Origin of the sequence: Mycobacterium simiae, assembly GCF_008370645.1 — a bacterium.
Classification (GTDB): domain Bacteria; phylum Actinomycetota; class Actinomycetes; order Mycobacteriales; family Mycobacteriaceae; genus Mycobacterium; species Mycobacterium simiae_A.
Genome location: NZ_VTZN01000009.1, coordinates 37,438 through 54,012 on the forward strand (window position 1 = coordinate 37,438; position 16,575 = coordinate 54,012).

The window sequence follows — 16,575 nt, forward strand, 5'->3', positions numbered from 1 at the left end:
CCGGGCAAGGCACGATGGCGCTGCTGGAACTGGACGCCACCGAGACCGAAGCGCTCATCGCCGACTACCCGCAGGTCAGCTTGGGTGTCTATGCCTCACCGCGGCAAACCGTGATTTCCGGGCCACCGGCACAGATCGACGAGCTCATCGCCACCGTGCGCCGACAGGACGGCTTTGCCGCCCGCGTCAACATCGAAGTGGCTCCGCACAATCCGGCCATGGACGCGTTGCAACCTCAGATGCGTTCGGAATTGGCCGATCTCACCCCCCAGCCGCCCACCATCCCGATCATCTCCACCACCTACGCCGACCTGGACGCATGCCCTGTCTTCGATGCCGCGCACTGGGCGACCAACATGCGCAACCCGGTGCGCTTCCAGCAGGCCATTACGCGCGCGGGAGCCGATCACCATACCTTCATCGAAATCAGCGCCCACCCGTTGTTGACGCACTCCATCAGCGACACCCTCAACAGCAGCTACGACGCGGGCAACTATCTGAGCGTCGGCACGCTGCAACGCGACACTGACGACACTGTCACCTTTCACACCAACCTCAACACCGCCCACACCGCCCGTCCACCGCAAACCCCGCACCCGCCCGAACCACACCCCGTCCTGCCAACCACCCCGTGGCAGCACAGCCGCCACTGGGTCGATACCACATCGGCCGCATACCGGCGGGCAGACACTCACCCGCTGCTTGGCCTAGGTGTCACCGATCCCACCACCGGCAACCGGATCTGGGAAAGCGAGCTCACCCCAGACCTACTGTGGCTGTCCGATCACGTCATCGACGATCTGGTGGTGCTGCCCGGCGCCGCCTACGCCGAAATTGCCCTGGCCGCGGCAACGGACGCCTTCGGCGTCGAGCAGCCCTGGATGATCGACGAACTCGACCTGCACCAGATGTTGCACGTGACCGAAGGCACCACTCTCGTTACCACCCTCACCGGCGGCGAGCAGCGCTGCCACGTCGAAATACGCTCGCGCAATGGCTCGTCCGGGTGGACTACCCATGCCACCGCCGCGGTCGCCCGCGCGGGCGACCATGCGCAAACTGCGGTGGCCCGTCCCGATGTGGCCGACGAGCTCGACCCCGACGAGCTGTATCAGCGACTGCGCGGCGCCGGCCAACAGCACGGACCGGCGTTTCAAGGCATCGTCGGGCTCGCCGTCGCACAATCCGGCGCGGCCAGTGCCGAAGTGCGGCTACCGTCGTCGGCCAGAACAGGCTCCCGCGACTTCTTGCTGCACCCGGTGATGATGGACATTGCGTTGCAGACATTGGGTGCTACCCGGATGGCGACCGACCTGGCGGGCGGGCAGACTGCCCGCCAAACCCCATCGTCAAATTCGGCCATAGTAGTGCCAGTGCGTTACGCGGGCGTGCACGTGTACGGCGATATCACCCGCGGCGTCTGGGCGGTTGGCTCGCTGGCCGCGACCGATGGCCGGCTCGTGGGCGCGGTGGTCCTGACCGATCCGGATGGCCAACCGCTCCTCGTCGTCGATGAAGTCGAGATGGCCGTGCTTGGATCCAGTTCCGGCGCAACAGAACTCGGTGATCGTATGTTCACGCTGCAGTGGGAGCCGGCGCCGCTGCAGACAACGGCCGATGCGCCACGCGGCTTGTTGTTGATCGGCGATCTCGCCGGCGACCCGCTGCTGCCCGCGCTGCGTGACCGCTTGTCCGAAATCGTGGCTGACGTCGAGCTGGCGCCTATCCACGACGATGCGCAGCTGCGCGCGGTGATCACCCGAGCCGACAGTAGTTGGGACGGAATCGTGGTCGTCGGTCCGCCCCGGGCGAGCGACGAGTCATTGCCGGACGAGGCTCAACTGGAGTTGGCGCAGGCTCGTACGCTGCTGCTTGCCCGTGTCGTCGAGACCGTGACCCGGATGGGTACTCGGAAGAGCCCACGGCTGTGGATCGTCACCCGCGGCGCCCAGCAGCTCGAACCGTCCGAGTCGGTCACCTTGGCACAGACCGAATTGCGGGGAATCGCACGGGTGTTGACGTTCGAGCACTCGGAGCTGAAAGCCACGCTCGTCGACATCGAGCCGGATGGCACCGGCTCGCTTGCCAACCTGACCGAGGAGTTGCTCGCCGGTTCCGACCACGACGAGGTCGCCTACCGGGACGGGCAACGCTATCTCAACCGGCTAGTGCCCGCGCCCACCACGGCCAGTGGCGACCTCGCCACCGAATCGCGCCGCACCGTCGTGCACCTCGATAGCACGGGGCCTGCTGGGGGATCGGTACGGCTGCAGATCGATCAGCCGGGACGGCTGGACGCGCTACGTGTCCACGAGGTGAAACGACTCCGACCGCACGCCGATCAGGTCGAGGTCCGCGTCGTCGCCGCGGGGCTCAACTTCAGCGATGTGCTCAAGGCGATGGGCGTATATCCGGGACTTGACGGCGCCGCGCCGGTGATCGGTGGCGAGTGTGTGGGCTATGTAACGGCCATCGGCGACGAGGTAGACTCCGTCGAGATCGGGCAGCGCGTAATCGCTTTTGGGCCTGGCACATTCGGAACTCACCTGGGGACGATCGCCGATCTTGTTGTCCCCATTCCCGACGAGCTGCCCGACAACGAGGCGGCCACGTTTGGGGTCGCCTATCTCACCGCCTGGCATTCGCTGTGCGAGGTGGGGCGGCTGGCCCCGGGCGAGCGCGTGCTGATCCATTCCGCCACTGGCGGTGTCGGGATGGCGGCGGTGTCGATCGCTAAGATGCGCGGGGCCCGCATCTACACCACAGCCGGCTCGGATACCAAACGCGAGATGCTGTCCGGGCTCGGTGTCGAGTACGTCGGAGATTCGCGCAGCGTCGAGTTCGCCGACGAAATCCTGGAGCTCACCGACGGCTACGGTGTCGACGTCATCCTCAATTCGCTGGCGGGCGAAGCGATTGCGCGCGGCGTGCAGATCCTGGCTCCCGGCGGGCGGTTTATCGAACTGGGCAAGAAAGACGTCTACGCCGATGCCAACCTGGGTTTGGCGGCGCTGGCGAAAAGCGCGTCGTTCGCCGTGGTCGACCTCGACCTGAACCTGAAGCTGCAGCCGGCGAAGTACCGCCAACTGCTGCAACACATCCTGGGGCATGTTGCGGAGGGCAAGCTTGAGGTCCTGCCGGTCACCGAGTTCGGCCTGCTCGACGCGGCCGACGCATTCCGGTTGATGGCCTCGGGTAAGCACACCGGCAAGATCGTTATCGCCATCCCGGATAACGGCAACATCGAGGCGGTCGCGTCGCCCCCGCCGCAGCCGCTGGTCAGCCGCGACAGCGGCTACCTCATCGTCGGCGGCATGGGCGGTCTGGGTTTCGTCGTGGCGCGCTGGCTGGCCGCGCAAGACGCGGGATTGATTGTGCTGAACGGACGCTCAGCTCCCAGCGACGACGTTGCGGCCGCCATCGCGGAGCTGAACGCCGCGGGCCACCGGATCGAGGTGGTCACCGGCGACATCGCCGAGCCCGGCACGGCCGAGCAGCTGGTGCACGCGGTCCACAACGCCGGATTCCGGTTGGCCGGTGTGCTGCACAGCGCCATGGTGCTGGCCGACGAGATCGTGCTGAACATGACCGATGCCGCCGCCCGTCGGGTGTTCGCCCCGAAGGTCACCGGCAGCTGGCGGCTGCATCAGGCCACCGCTCACCTGGACCTGGATTGGTGGCTGGTTTTCTCCTCGGCCGCCGCGCTGCTCGGCACGCCCGGCCAGGGCGCCTACGCCGCGGCGAACTCATGGGTCGACGGGCTGGTCGCGCATCGCCGTTCGTTGGGGCTGCCCGCGGTTGGCATCAACTGGGGCCCGTGGGCCGAAGTCGGGCGTGCCCAGTTCTTCGCCGATCTCGGCGTATCAATGATCACCGCCGAGCAAGGCCTGGCCGCGATGCAGACGGTGCTGGCCGCCGATCGCGCCCGCACCGGAGTGTTCAGCCTGGACGCGCGGCAGTGGTTCCAATCCTTCCCCGCGGTGGCGGGTTCGTCGTTGTTCGCCGAGCTGCACGACTCGGCCGCCGTGCAGAGAAGCGGCGGGGGCAAGATTCGAGCAGAGCTGGACGCACTCGACCCGGCCGAACGTCCAGGACGCCTCGCAGCCGCCATCGCCGACGAGATCCGCGGGGTACTGCGCAGCAGCGATCCCATCGACCACGACCGGCCGCTGGAGACGCTGGGTCTCGACTCGCTGATGGGCTTGGAACTGCGAAACCGGCTGGAGTCGAGCCTGGGCATCACGTTGCCGGTGGCGCTGGTCTGGGCCTACCCGACAATCACCGACCTGGCCGGCGCCCTGTGCGAGCGAATGGACTACGCCGCGCCGGCCGCTGCGCTGCCGACATCCGAGGCGGAAGCCGAATTGTCAGACGAGGAGATGGATTTGCTCGCCGATCTGGTCGAAGCCAGCGAGCTGGAAGCCGCCACGAAAGGCGAGTCATGACCAGCCTGGCAGAGCGCGCAGCTCAACTGTCGCCGAACGCGAGGGCAGCCCTGGCCCGCGAGCTGGTCCGGGCCGGGACAGCCTTCCCCACCGACATCGCCGAGCCGGTAGCGGTGGTGGGCATCGGTTGCCGCTTCCCGGGAAATGCCACTGGCCCGAAGAGCTTTTGGCAGCTGCTGGTGGACGGCGTGGACACCATCAGCGAGGTGCCGCCGGACCGCTGGGATGCCGACACGTTTTACGACCCGGACCCGTCGGCATCAGGGCGGATGACCACGAAATGGGGCGGCTTCGTTCCCGACGTGGACGCATTTGACGCCGACTTCTTCGGCATCACCCCGCGCGAAGCCGTGGCAATGGACCCGCAGCACCGGATGCTGCTCGAAGTGGCCTGGGAAGCACTCGAGCACGCCGGCATTCCACCGGATTCCCTGAGCGGCAGCCGGACCGGCGTGCTGATGGGGCTGTCGTCGTGGGACTACACCATCGTCAACATCGAGCGCAGAGCCGACATCGACGCGTACCTGAGCACCGGAACCCCGCACTGCGCGGCGGTCGGTCGGATCTCATACCTGTTAGGCCTGCGTGGTCCGGCCGTCGCGGTGGACACCGCATGTTCGTCGTCGCTGGTGGCGATCCACCTGGCGTGTCAGAGCCTACGGCTGCGCGAGACCGACGTGGCATTGGCCGGCGGGGTGCAGCTCACCTTGTCGCCCTTCACCGCGATCGCGTTGTCCAAGTGGTCGGCGCTGTCGCCGACGGGGCGCTGCAACAGCTTCGACGCAAAGGCGGACGGATTCGTGCGCGGCGAGGGCTGTGGGGTGGTGGTGCTCAAACGCTTGGCCGACGCGCAACGCGATGGGAATCGGGTGCTGGCGGTGGTCCGCGGTTCAGCAACCAACCAAGACGGTCGGTCCAACGGCATGACCGCACCGAATGCGTTGGCGCAACGCGACGTGATCACCACCGCCCTGCGACTGGCCGACGTCACCGCCGACAGCGTGAACTATGTCGAAACACACGGCACCGGAACAATATTGGGTGACCCTATCGAGTTCGAGTCGCTGGCGGCCACCTACGGCCTGGATAAGAGCCAGGGCGCCGGCTCGTGCGCTTTGGGATCGGTCAAGACCAACATCGGCCATCTGGAGGCCGCGGCCGGTGTGGCGGGATTCATCAAGGCGGTGCTGGCGGTGCGGCACGGTGAGATTCCACGCAATCTGCACTTCACTCGATGGAACCCGGCCATCGACGCGTCGGCGACGCGCCTGTTCGTGCCCACCGAGAGCGGGCCGTGGCCGGCGGCCACGGGTCCGCGGCGCGCAGCGGTGTCGTCGTTCGGCCTCAGCGGAACCAATGCGCATATCGTGATCGAGCAGGCCCCGGACACACCCGCATCGGCAGCTGTTGGGGCCCCGCATGTTTCGGCCCTGAGGGTGTCGGGCAAGACGCCGCAACGGGTGGCCGCCATGGCCGCGACGCTGGCCGACTGGTTGGCGGGGCCGGGCGCGGGCGCGCCGCTCGCCGACGTGGCACACACGCTGAGCCAGCACCGGACCCGGCACGCCAAGTTTGCCACCGTGGTCGCGCGTGATCGCGCGGAGGCGGTCGCGGGGTTGCGAGCGCTGGCGGCCGGACAGCAGCGCGTTGGGGTGGTGGATTGTGATCAGCGGGTAGGCGGCTCCGGCCGGGTGTTCGTCTATTCGGGGCAGGGCGCGCAATGGGCCGGCATGGGCCGGCAGCTGCTGGCCGACGAGCCGGCATTCGCCAAGGCGATTGCCGAGCTGGAGCCGACATTCGTTGCCCAGGTTGGCTTTTCGCTACAGCAGACGCTGCTCGACGGTGACGAGGTGGTGGGCATCGACCGCATCCAGCCGGTGCTGGTCGGGATGCAGTTGGCGCTGACCGAATTGTGGCGATCCTACGGCGTGACACCGGATGCGGTGATCGGGCATTCGATGGGTGAGGTGTCCGCCGCGGTGGTGGCCGCAGCGTTGACACCCGAGCAGGGCTTGCGGGTGATCGCCACCCGGTCGCGGCTGATGGCGCGCCTGTCCGGCCAGGGGGCCATGGCGCTGCTCGAGCTGGACGCCGACGCCACCGAGGCGCTGATCGCCGACTATCCACAGGTGTCGTTGGCGGTGTACGCATCGCCGCATCAGTCGGTGATCGCCGGGCCGCCGGACGCGGTCGACGCGGTGATTGCGGCGGTGGCAGCACAAAACCGGTTGGCGCGCCGCGTCGAGGTTGACGTGGCCTCGCACCACCCGATCATCGACCCGATTCTGCCCGAATTACGCAGCGCGCTGGCGGATATAGCCCCGCAGCCGCCCAACATCCCGTTCTTCACCACCACCTTCGAGGACTCCCGACCGGTGCTGGATGCCGACTATTGGTCGGCCAACTTGCGTAATCCGGTGCGATTCCGTCAGGCCGTCGCCGCCGCCAGTGCCCAGCATCAGGCCTTTGTCGAGATCAGCCCGCATCCCTTGCTCACGCACGCGATCACCGACAGCGTGGACGCGTCAGGTACACACAGCGTCACGGGGACCATGACCCGCGACCAAGACCAGATCCTGTCCTTTCACGGCCAACTCGCCAAAGTCGGGGCCGCCGCCTCGAACGGCGCCGACGGTCGCCTCGTGGACCTGCCGTCCACACCATGGCAGCACGACCGATTCTGGGTCGCGGATCGTTCGGCCCACTCCGAGCTGGCCGCCACCCACCCGCTGCTGGGCGCGCACATCGAGATGCCCAGCGGCGGAAACCACGTCTGGCGGGCCGACGTCGGCACCGACGTATCCCCCTGGCTGGGCGACCACAAAGTATTCGGCCAACCGATTATGCCGGCAGCGGGGTTTGCCGAGATCGTCTTGGCGGCCGCGAGCGAAGCGCTCGCCATCGCCGCTGACGCCGTCGTGATCAACCAGTTCGAGGTGGAGCAGATGCTTCCCCTGGACGGCCACACCCAACTAACGACACAGTTGATTCGCAACGGGGACGCCAACATTCGCGTCGAGGTCTATTCCCGCTGCCCCAATGGCGAGTTCCGTCGGCACGCCACGGCCAGGGTCGGACAAGCAGCGCGTGATGTTGCGCGGACCTACCAGCAGGCACCCGGCACATCCAACCCGGTGACCGTGTCGCCGGCCGATTTCTACGCCCTGCTGCGCCAGACCGGCCAACACCACGGTCCGGCCTTTGCGGCATTGACCCGCATAGCGCGGCTGCCCGACGGCTCGGCGGAAACCGAGATAACGCTGCCCGACGAGGCTCCGCGGCATCCCGGATACCGGCTGCACCCGGCCGTGCTGGACGCGGCACTGCAAAGCGTCGGGGCCGCCATACCCGACGCTGACGTGGCGGGGTCAGCCGAAGCCAGCTACCTGCCGGTCTCGTTTGAGACGATTCGGCTGTACCGCGACATCGGCCGGCACGCCCGGTGCCGTGCGCACCTAACGACCCTCGACGGTGGTGCCGGCAAGCTGGGCAAGATCGTCTTGATCGACGACACCGGCCAGGTAGCGGCTGAGGTCGACGGCATTTACCTGCGACGCGTCGAACGCCGCGCGGTACCACTACCGCTGACGCAAAAAATCTTCGATGCCGAATGGATAGAGAACCCGATCACCAGCCAGCCCAGTACCGACGCGGCACCCGGCAGTTGGCTGGTACTCGCCGACGCGACCGTGGACAGCTCAGCCCGGTTAATGGCCGAGCAGTTCGCCGAGCGGTGGCGCTCGCCGATGCGGCGGGTGCACATCGCCGATCTGCACGACGAATCGGCGGTGCTGGGCGCGTTCGCCGACACGGCCGGTGACCCCGAGCACCCCCCTGCTGGCGTGGTGGTCTTCGTCTCCAGCGCCTCAACCGGACTGGACGACGGGCTGGTCGCCGCGCGCGCCACGGTGTGGTCCATCACCACCGTCGTTCGTGCGGTCGTCGGCACCTGGCATGGCCGATCGCCGCGGTTGTGGGTAGTCACCGACGGCGGACTTTCTGTTCACGAACACGAGCCGGGCGCCCCCGCGACGGCCTCCTTGAAGGGGCTGGTGCGCGCCCTGGCCTTCGAGCATCCAGACATGCGCGCCACCCTGGTCGACCTTGATGTCACGCCAGACCCGCTGGCCGCGCTGGCCGCCGAACTGCAGGACGCGGGCAATGACGATGTGATCGCGTGGCGGGGTGACCGCAGGCTCGTCGAACGGCTGTCACGCGCCACTCTCGATGCGCAACAACGCCACCCGGTGGTGCGTCCAGGAGCGTCGTACGTCGTCACCGGTGGTCTTGGCGGGCTCGGCTTGGTGGTGGCCACCTGGCTGGTCGACCGCGGAGCCGGGCGGGTGGTCCTCAATGGCCGCAGCGAGCCCAACGATGAGCAGCGCAAGGTTCTAGCCCAGTTGGAGAGCCGCGCCGAAGTCGTGGTTATCCCCGGCGACGTGGCAGCGCCGGGCGTCGCGGAAGGTCTCATCGAGGCGGCCGGACAAGCAGGCGGTCAGCTACGCGGCGTGGTGCACGCCGCAGCCGTCATCGAAGACAGCCTGATGTTCTCCATGAGCCGAGACAACCTGGAGCGGGTGTGGGCGCCCAAGGCGGCCGGAGCGCTGCGGATGCACTATGCCAGCGCCAACTGTGAGCTTGACTGGTGGCTTGGATTCTCCTCCGTTGCTTCGCTTTTGGGCTCTCCAGGGCAAGCAGCTTACGCATGCGCCAGCGCGTGGTTGGACGCGTTGGTCACCTGGCGCCGGGCATCGGGCCTGCCAGCGGCGGTGATCAACTGGGGGCCATGGTCGGAGGTAGGCGTCGCCCAGGCCTTGGTGGGCAGCGTCCTCGATACCATCACTCCAGCGGAAGGCATCGAGGCGCTCGACGCGCTGCTGGCGGCCGACCGGCCACGCACCGGCGTTGCCCGGCTACGCGCCGATCGGGCTCTGGTTGCGTTCCCGGAGATCCGCGGCATCAGCTATTTCACCCGGGTGGTCGAGGAGCTGGACTTCTCGGGCGACCTCGGCGACTGGGGCGGGCCCGATTCGCTGGCCGACCTCGACCCGACGGAAGCCCAGCGGGTAGTCACTGAGCGGATGTGCGCGCGCATCGCGGCCGTGATGGGCTACGCTGACCGATCGGCTGTCGATCCCGCCCGGCCGCTGACCGAACTGGGACTGGACTCCCTGATGGCGGTGCGCATCCGCAACGGCGCACGGGCGGACTTCGGCGTGGAGCCGCCGGTGGCACTGATATTGCAGGGCGCGTCCCTGCAAGACCTGACTGCCGACCTAACGCGCCAGCTCGGGCTCTCGGGACCCGATCCGGCGCTGGAAAACCTGAAAAGCATGGCCACGGTGCGCGACCGCGCGCAGCAGCGCGCTGCGGCGCGACAGGGAGCCGCGATGCGGCGGAAACGAGGACAACAGCTGTGAGCATCCCCGACAACGCGATCGCCGTCGTCGGCATGGCCGGAAAATTCCCTGGCGCCAACGACGTTGCGGCGTTCTGGAGCAATCTTCGGCGCGGCAAAGAGTCGATCGTCACCCTATCCGAGCAGGAGCTGCGCAATTCCGGGGTCAGCGACAAGACCCTGGCCGATCCGGCGTATGTGCGTCGTGCACCGCTACTCGACGGCATCGACGAGTTCGACGCCGACTTCTTTGGCCTGCCGCCGCTGGCGGCGCAGGTCCTCGACCCACAGCACCGGCTGTTCCTACAGTGCGCCTGGCATGCGCTCGAGGACGCGGCCTGCGACCCCGCCCAGTTCGACGGCTCGATCGGCGTGTACGGAACCAGCTCACCCAGCGGCTACCTGCTGCACAACCTGCTGTCGCATCGCGACCCGAACGCCGTGCTGGCCGAGGGACTCAACTTCGACCAGTTCAGCCTGTTCCTGCAGAACGACAAGGATTTCCTGGCCACCCGGATATCGCATGCGTTTGACCTGCGCGGCCCGAGCATCGCGGTGCAAACGGCGTGCTCCTCGTCGCTGGTCGCTGTTCACCTGGCCTGCCTGAGCCTGCTGTCCGGCGAATGCGACCTGGCCCTGGCCGGCGGGTCGTCGCTGTGCATCCCGCACCGTGTCGGCTACTGGAACTCGCCGGGATCGATGGTGTCGGCAGTCGGTCACTGCCGGCCCTTCGACGTGCGGGCCGACGGCACGGTCTTCGGCAGCGGTGTCGCGATGGTAGCCCTGCGACCGTTGCAGGCCGCTATCGACGCCGGCGACCGCATTCACGCCGTCATCCGCGGATCGGCGATCAACAACGACGGATCGGCGAAGATGGGTTACGCAGCGCCTAATCCGGCCGCCCAAGCCGACGTCATCGCCGAAGCCCATGCGGTGGCCGGCGTCGATCCCTCGACCATCAGCTATGTCGAGTGCCACGGCACCGGCACCCCGCTCGGTGATCCCATCGAAATCCAAGGGCTTCGAACGGCATTCGAGGTATCGCAGACGCCCCGGCCGGGCCCATGCATCTTGGGGTCGGTCAAGTCCAATATCGGCCACCTGGAAGTCGCCGCCGGAATCGCCGGTCTGATCAAGACCATTCTGTGCCTGAAGAACCAAGCGATTCCCGCAACGCTGCACTACACCAGCCCGAACCCGGAACTGCGGCTGGACCAGGGCCCCTTCGTCGTGCAAAGCAAGTACGGCCCATGGGAGTCCGACGGTGTGCTGCGGGCCGGGGTGAGCTCGTTCGGGGTAGGCGGCACCAACGCGCACGTCGTCTTAGAGCAGGCCCCAGCACAAGCCCCAGCCGCTCCTGCTCACCCTGCGCCGGCCGGCCCGCAAGTGCTGCTGTTATCGTCCAAAACGGCTGCGGCGCTTGGGGAATCGCGCGCCGCTCTGGCCAGCGTGCTGGAAAGATCAGATGGGCCGGACCTAGCTGACGCCGCCTACACGCTTACCCGGCGCCGCAAGCACAACGTCACCATGGCCGCGGTCGTGCACGACCGCGAGCATGCCGTCAAGGTGCTGCGGGCAGCCGAACACGACAACGTCTTTGTCGGCGAATCCGCCGGCAGCGCCGAAAACGCCGGATTGGTCGTAGACCGCGTCGTATTCCTCTTTCCCGGGCAGGGTGCCCAGCACGTCGGAATGGCGAAAGGTCTCTACGACACCGAGCCGGTTTTCGCCGAACACTTCGACACCTGCGCGGCGGGATTCCGCGACGAGATGGGTATCGACCTGCACGCCGAGATATTCGGTGGCACCGCAACCGATCTAGAGCGGATTGACCGTTCGCAACCGGCGCTGTTCACCGTGGAATACGCGCTGGCGAAGTTGGTCGACAGCTACGGTGTGCGCGCCGGGGCGTACCTCGGTTACAGCACCGGTGAATACATTGCGGCCACCCTGGCCGGAGTGTTCGACCTGCAGACAGCGATCAAGACAGTGTCGTTGCGGGCCCGCCTAATGCATGAGTCGCCCGCGGGCGCCATGGTCGCAGTCGCAGTGGGCCCCGAGGACGTCGCGCAGTATCTCTCGCCAGGCGTCGAGGTGTCCGCGGTCAACGATCCCGGCAACTGCGTGGTCGCCGGACCCAAGGACCAGATTCGCGCGTTCGGCCAGCTCCTGGACGAGGCCGGGATACCGGTACGGCGGGTGCGCGCCACCCACGCCTTCCACACCAGCGCAATGGATCCGATGTTGCCGGAATTCCAGGACTTCCTGTCCCGACAGCAGCTGCGCCCTCCGAGCACACCGTTGCTGAGCAACCTCACCGGAACATGGATGACCGAGCAGCAGGTAACCGACCCGGCCAGCTGGACGCGTCAAATCAGCTCAACGATCAGGTTCGCCGACGAATTGGACGTGGTGCTATCAGATCCGGGTCGAATCCTCATCGAGGTCGGTCCCGGCGGCAGCCTGACCGGTTCGGCGATCCGCCACCCGAAGTGGTCTGACGCCCACCGTGCGGTTCGGCTTATGCGCCACCCAATTCAGAACGCCGATGACCGCGATACCTTCCTGCGCGCACTGGGTGAACTTTGGTCAGCCGGAATCGAAGTCGACTGGACGCCGCGGCGTGGCGCTGCGCCGCAACTGGTTTCCCTGCCCGGTTATCCGTTTGCCCGTCAACGGCATTGGGTTGAGCCCAAGCACACGGTCTGGTCGCCGGTTCCCGCCGCGAACAACGGCTCACCGGTCCCCACCTCGGCCGGCTCTGGGGAACTTGCCGCCGTCGATGCGCCGCGTGATGGAGAGTCGCAGACCGAGACCACCTTGCGAGGCATCTGGCAGCAGTGTATGGGTGTGAGCTCCATCGATCGAAACGCCAACTTCTTCGACATGGGCGGCGACTCCTTGATGGCGATCAGCATCGCGATGAGCGCCGCCAACCAAGGCCTCACCATCACGCCGCAGGACCTCTACGAGTACCCAACCTTGGCCGCGCTGACAGCCGCCGTCGACGCCTCGTTCGCGGCAAGTGGTTTGGCGAAACCCCCCTCAGCTGAGGTGAATCCACCAATTCTGCCGAACATCGCTTACCTACTGGACCGCGGGATGCGCGACACCAGGCGCTGGCGCGTCCCGCTGCTCCTGGTCCTGGACCCCAAAGTCACTACGGAGGACATTCGAGCAGTACTCACCGCGGTGGTCGGGCACCACGACGCGTTGCGCCTGCGCCTCATCGATCGCTCCGGAATGTGGGAACAGCACATCGCACCGGCTGGTGAATTCAGCGCGCTCGCGACCCGGTCACTGCCCGATAACCTCGCCGCCGGAAGCCCTGAGGAGCGGGCCGCGGTGACCGATATCGTGGCCGAACTGATTGCCAACCAAGAGTTCTCGGACGCGCCACTGACTGCCGTGCACATCACTGGCGCTCACGGCGGGCGCCACTACCTGGGTCTGGGCCTGCAAAAGCTGGTCGCAGACGACGCATCCCGCCAAATCCTCGGGACAGATATCATCACAGCGTTCGGGCAGCGGCTGGCAGGCGACACGATCACGCTGGAACCGGTCACTACCGGGTGGCGGGAGTGGTCGCTGCGCTGCGCGGCCCTCGCGACGCATCCGGCGGCTGTCGGCACGCGCTCCTTCTGGATCGAGAATGCCACCCAGGTCACCACCTGGTTGACTGATTCCGGCCCGAACGCGGAGCTCCTGCAGCCGCCGCGGGCCGATGATCTGGCCAAGTCGTCATGCCTGCTGAGCGGCGAGCAGACATCTGAGCTCGATGACGCCCGACGCAGGTTCCGGCGGTCGATTCAAGAGATCCTGCTAGCCGCCCTCGGCCGGACAATCGCCCAAACCGTAGGTGAGGGCGTGGTCGCCGTGGAGCTCGAGGGCGAGGGACGCTCGGTGCTGCGGCCGGACGTCGACCTGCATAGAACAGTCGGCTGGTTCACCACGTACTACCCGGTTGCGCTGGCATGCACCAACGGCCAGGGCGCGGCGGCGCTCCAGCAACTCGACACCGTTCACAACACTCTTAAGTCCGTTCCGCACTACGGAATTGGATATGGGCTACTGCGGTATCTTTACGCACCCACCGGACACCTGCTGGGTGCCCAACCCGCACCCGACATCCACTTCCGCTACGCGGGCGTGATTCCGGACGTACCGTCCGTCGATACTCCAGCACAATTTGACCCCGACATGACGATGCCGGTGCGCGAGACGATCCCCGGTCTCGGCCACGCTATCGAACTCCGGGCGTATCGGTCCGGCGGCGCACTGCATCTCGACTGGTGGTACGACACCCGCCGCATACCCGCGGCAACCGCAGACAAGCTGGCGCGGACCTTCCCGCTCGCGCTGAGCGAGCTGATCCAAGAGGCCATTGCGGCCGAGCCAGACGCCAGCGAAACGGTCGGCGAGCCAGAAGCAGGCGCTCTGGTGGACCTGTCCAGCCTAGATGTGAGCTAGGAGGATTTGATGCGGAACAACGACTTAGCGGTGACGGTTCGAGGGGTTCGCAAGACCTACGGCAAGGGCAAGATAGTGGCCCTGGAAGACGTCAGTTTCGAGGTGGGCCGCGGCGAAGTGATTGGTCTGCTGGGCCCGAACGGGGCAGGCAAGACGACCATGGTGGACATCTTGTCGACCCTGACCCGGCCGGATCGAGGCTCGGCGACCGTCGCGGGCTACGACGTCGCTACCGAGCCAGCCGGTGTGCGCCGCTCGATCATGGTCACCGGACAGCAGGTGGCCGTCGACGACGCGCTGTCCGGCGAGCAGAACCTGATGTTGTTCGGTCGTCTGTGCGGGCTAAGTAAATCCGCGGCACGCGCTCGAGCGCAAGAACTCCTCGAGCAATTTGGCCTCGTGCAGGCCGCAAAGCGGGCGGTGAGCACGTACTCCGGCGGGATGCGCCGACGGATCGACATTGCGTGCGGATTGGTGGTTGCGCCCCAGGTGGCGTTCTTGGACGAGCCCACCACGGGGCTGGATCCGAGGAGCCGGCAAGCTATTTGGGAACTCGTCGCCAGCTTCAAGAAGGTCGGCATCGCGACGTTGTTGACCACGCAGTATCTCGAAGAGGCCGATGCACTCAGCGACCGGATCATCCTGATCGATCACGGCAGGATCATCGCGCAGGGCACCGCAAATGAACTCAAGCACCGCGCTGGCGACACATTCTGCGAAATCGTGCCGCGAAATGTGAGAGATCTGGACGCCGTCGTCGCGGCGCTCGGTTCGCTGTTGCCCGAGCAAAGCAGGGCCAGTCTGACCCCGGAATCAGACCGGATCACACTGCCGGCGCCAGACGGCACCCGCACGCTCATTGAGGCCGCGCGTCGGCTCGACGAGGCGAGTATTCAGCTCGCCGATATCGCGCTACGCCGGCCATCGCTTGATGACGTATTCCTTTCCATGACCACCGATCCCAGCGAGGCCCACTCGCTGAGCCACCTAGACCTGGCTTCGGGGGCATTGCGATGAGCGCCCCAGCCCTAGCTGCGGCCCGGACCGCGATCTTCAAAGGACCACAGCCACACCTGTCGACGCTACGGCAGTGGTGGGTGCTCGTGATGCGCTTCATGGTGGGCCAGCGCAACGGTGAGGTACTCACCACGGTGGGCGCGCCGGTGGTTTTCATGGTGGGCTTCTACATACCGTTCTCGATACCGTGGAACCACTTCGTCGGTGGCAGCAGCTCAGGTGTGGCCAGCAGCCTCGGGCAGTACATCACGCCCTTGGTCACGCTGCAGGCCGTCGCGTTCGCGGCCATCGGGTCGGCCTTTCGAGCGGCAGTTGACTCCCAGCTAGGGATCAATCGGCGGTTCGCCTATATGCCGATCGCTCCGTTGACGCCGGTGCTGGCCCGCGTGTCAGTGGCCTTGTACCGCTGCGCTATTGGTTTGGCGGTAGCGTTGGGCGCTGGCTACGCGTTCGGATTTCGGTTCCACCACGGTCCCTTGCATATCATCGGTTTTTTGGTATTGGTGATGGTGATCGGGGCGTTGTTGTCATTCGCCGCTGACCTAGCTGGCACAGCTAGCAGGAATCCCGACGCAATGCTGCCCCTGCTGACCCTGCCAATTTTGATCTTCGGGCTGCTCTCCGTCGGTCTCATGCCCGTGAAGCTGTTTCCTCGTTGGATCCATCCGTTTGTCCGCAACCAACCGATCTCCCAGTTCGTGATGTCACTGCGAGCGCTGGCCGGCGATACCACCAAGACGGTGATTCCGGTGACCTGGCCAGTCATGGCGCCGACGTTGGCGTGGCTGTTCGGTTTTTTGGTAATCCTGGTGCCCTCAGCCATCTTCGTCTTGTCCAGGCGGCCATGATCGCTATGACACTTCAAGAAGTCACCTTTACCGCTGCGCCTCCGCAGCATCCGAGCAGCCCTGTCCGGCTATTGATTTCGCATACTTGGCTACAGACCAAGCGGTTGCTCAGTCGGTGGGCGCGCGACTTCCTCACCGTCATCGCGGCGCTCGTGTTACCGATCTTGTTCATGCTGGTGTTGGACATCGTGCTCGGTAATTTGATCTACGCCGTAACCCACGACGGCGCGCTATACAGCATTGTGCCGCTCATCGCGCTCGGCGCCGCAATCACTGGGTCAACGTACGTCGCTATCGACCTGATGCGAGAGCGTTCCAGCGGCCTACTTGCGCGATTATGGGTGCTGCCGGTGCACCGGGCATCCGGCGTACTCTCCCGAATCCTGGCGAACGCGAT

General features: G+C 66.3%; 5 protein-coding genes and 1 pseudogene (1 of these 6 only partly in view). All 6 read left to right on the forward strand.

The genetic code is table 11. From position 1 onward, the window contains the following. On the forward strand, window positions 1-4,445 hold the 3' portion of the coding sequence (locus F0Q45_RS03075; protein WP_149652508.1) for a type I polyketide synthase. The gene continues 2,065 nt to the left of window position 1, outside the view; the window shows 4,445 of its 6,510 coding nt (coding positions 2,066-6,510); its start codon lies off the left edge, out of view; the stop codon is at window positions 4,443-4,445. Beyond that, the gene (locus F0Q45_RS03080) at window positions 4,442-9,865 is read left to right on the forward strand and encodes a type I polyketide synthase (protein ID WP_149652509.1); all 5,424 of its coding nucleotides are present in this window, start codon (window positions 4,442-4,444) and stop codon (window positions 9,863-9,865) included. Before F0Q45_RS03075 ends, F0Q45_RS03080 begins: the two co-directional genes overlap by 4 nt. Beyond that, window positions 9,862-14,313, forward strand: a complete 4,452-nt coding sequence (locus F0Q45_RS03085; protein ID WP_149652510.1) for a type I polyketide synthase — start codon at window positions 9,862-9,864, stop codon at window positions 14,311-14,313. Before F0Q45_RS03080 ends, F0Q45_RS03085 begins: the two co-directional genes overlap by 4 nt. A 9-nt stretch (window positions 14,314-14,322) precedes the next feature. Then, on the forward strand, window positions 14,323-15,330 hold the full coding sequence (locus F0Q45_RS03090; RefSeq protein WP_149652511.1) for an ATP-binding cassette domain-containing protein: 1,008 nt from the start codon (window positions 14,323-14,325) through the stop codon (window positions 15,328-15,330). Then, a complete protein-coding gene (locus F0Q45_RS03095) occupies window positions 15,327-16,178 on the forward strand; it encodes an antibiotic ABC transporter permease (RefSeq protein WP_149652512.1) in 852 nt (283 codons plus the stop codon). The genes F0Q45_RS03090 and F0Q45_RS03095 overlap by 4 nt, the downstream gene beginning before the upstream one ends. Beyond that, a pseudogene (locus F0Q45_RS03100) lies at window positions 16,175-16,575 on the forward strand (ABC transporter permease); the annotation flags it as partial. The gene F0Q45_RS03095 and the pseudogene F0Q45_RS03100, both read left to right, overlap by 4 nt.

Coding starts and splice junctions, on each gene's coding strand:
- F0Q45_RS03080 (WP_149652509.1), top strand. CDS start 4,442: ATGACCAGCCTGGCAGAGCGCGCAGCTCAACTGTCGCCGAACGCGAGG.
- F0Q45_RS03090 (WP_149652511.1), top strand. CDS start 14,323: ATGCGGAACAACGACTTAGCGGTGACGGTTCGAGGGGTTCGCAAGACC.
- F0Q45_RS03095 (WP_149652512.1), top strand. CDS start 15,327: ATGAGCGCCCCAGCCCTAGCTGCGGCCCGGACCGCGATCTTCAAAGGA.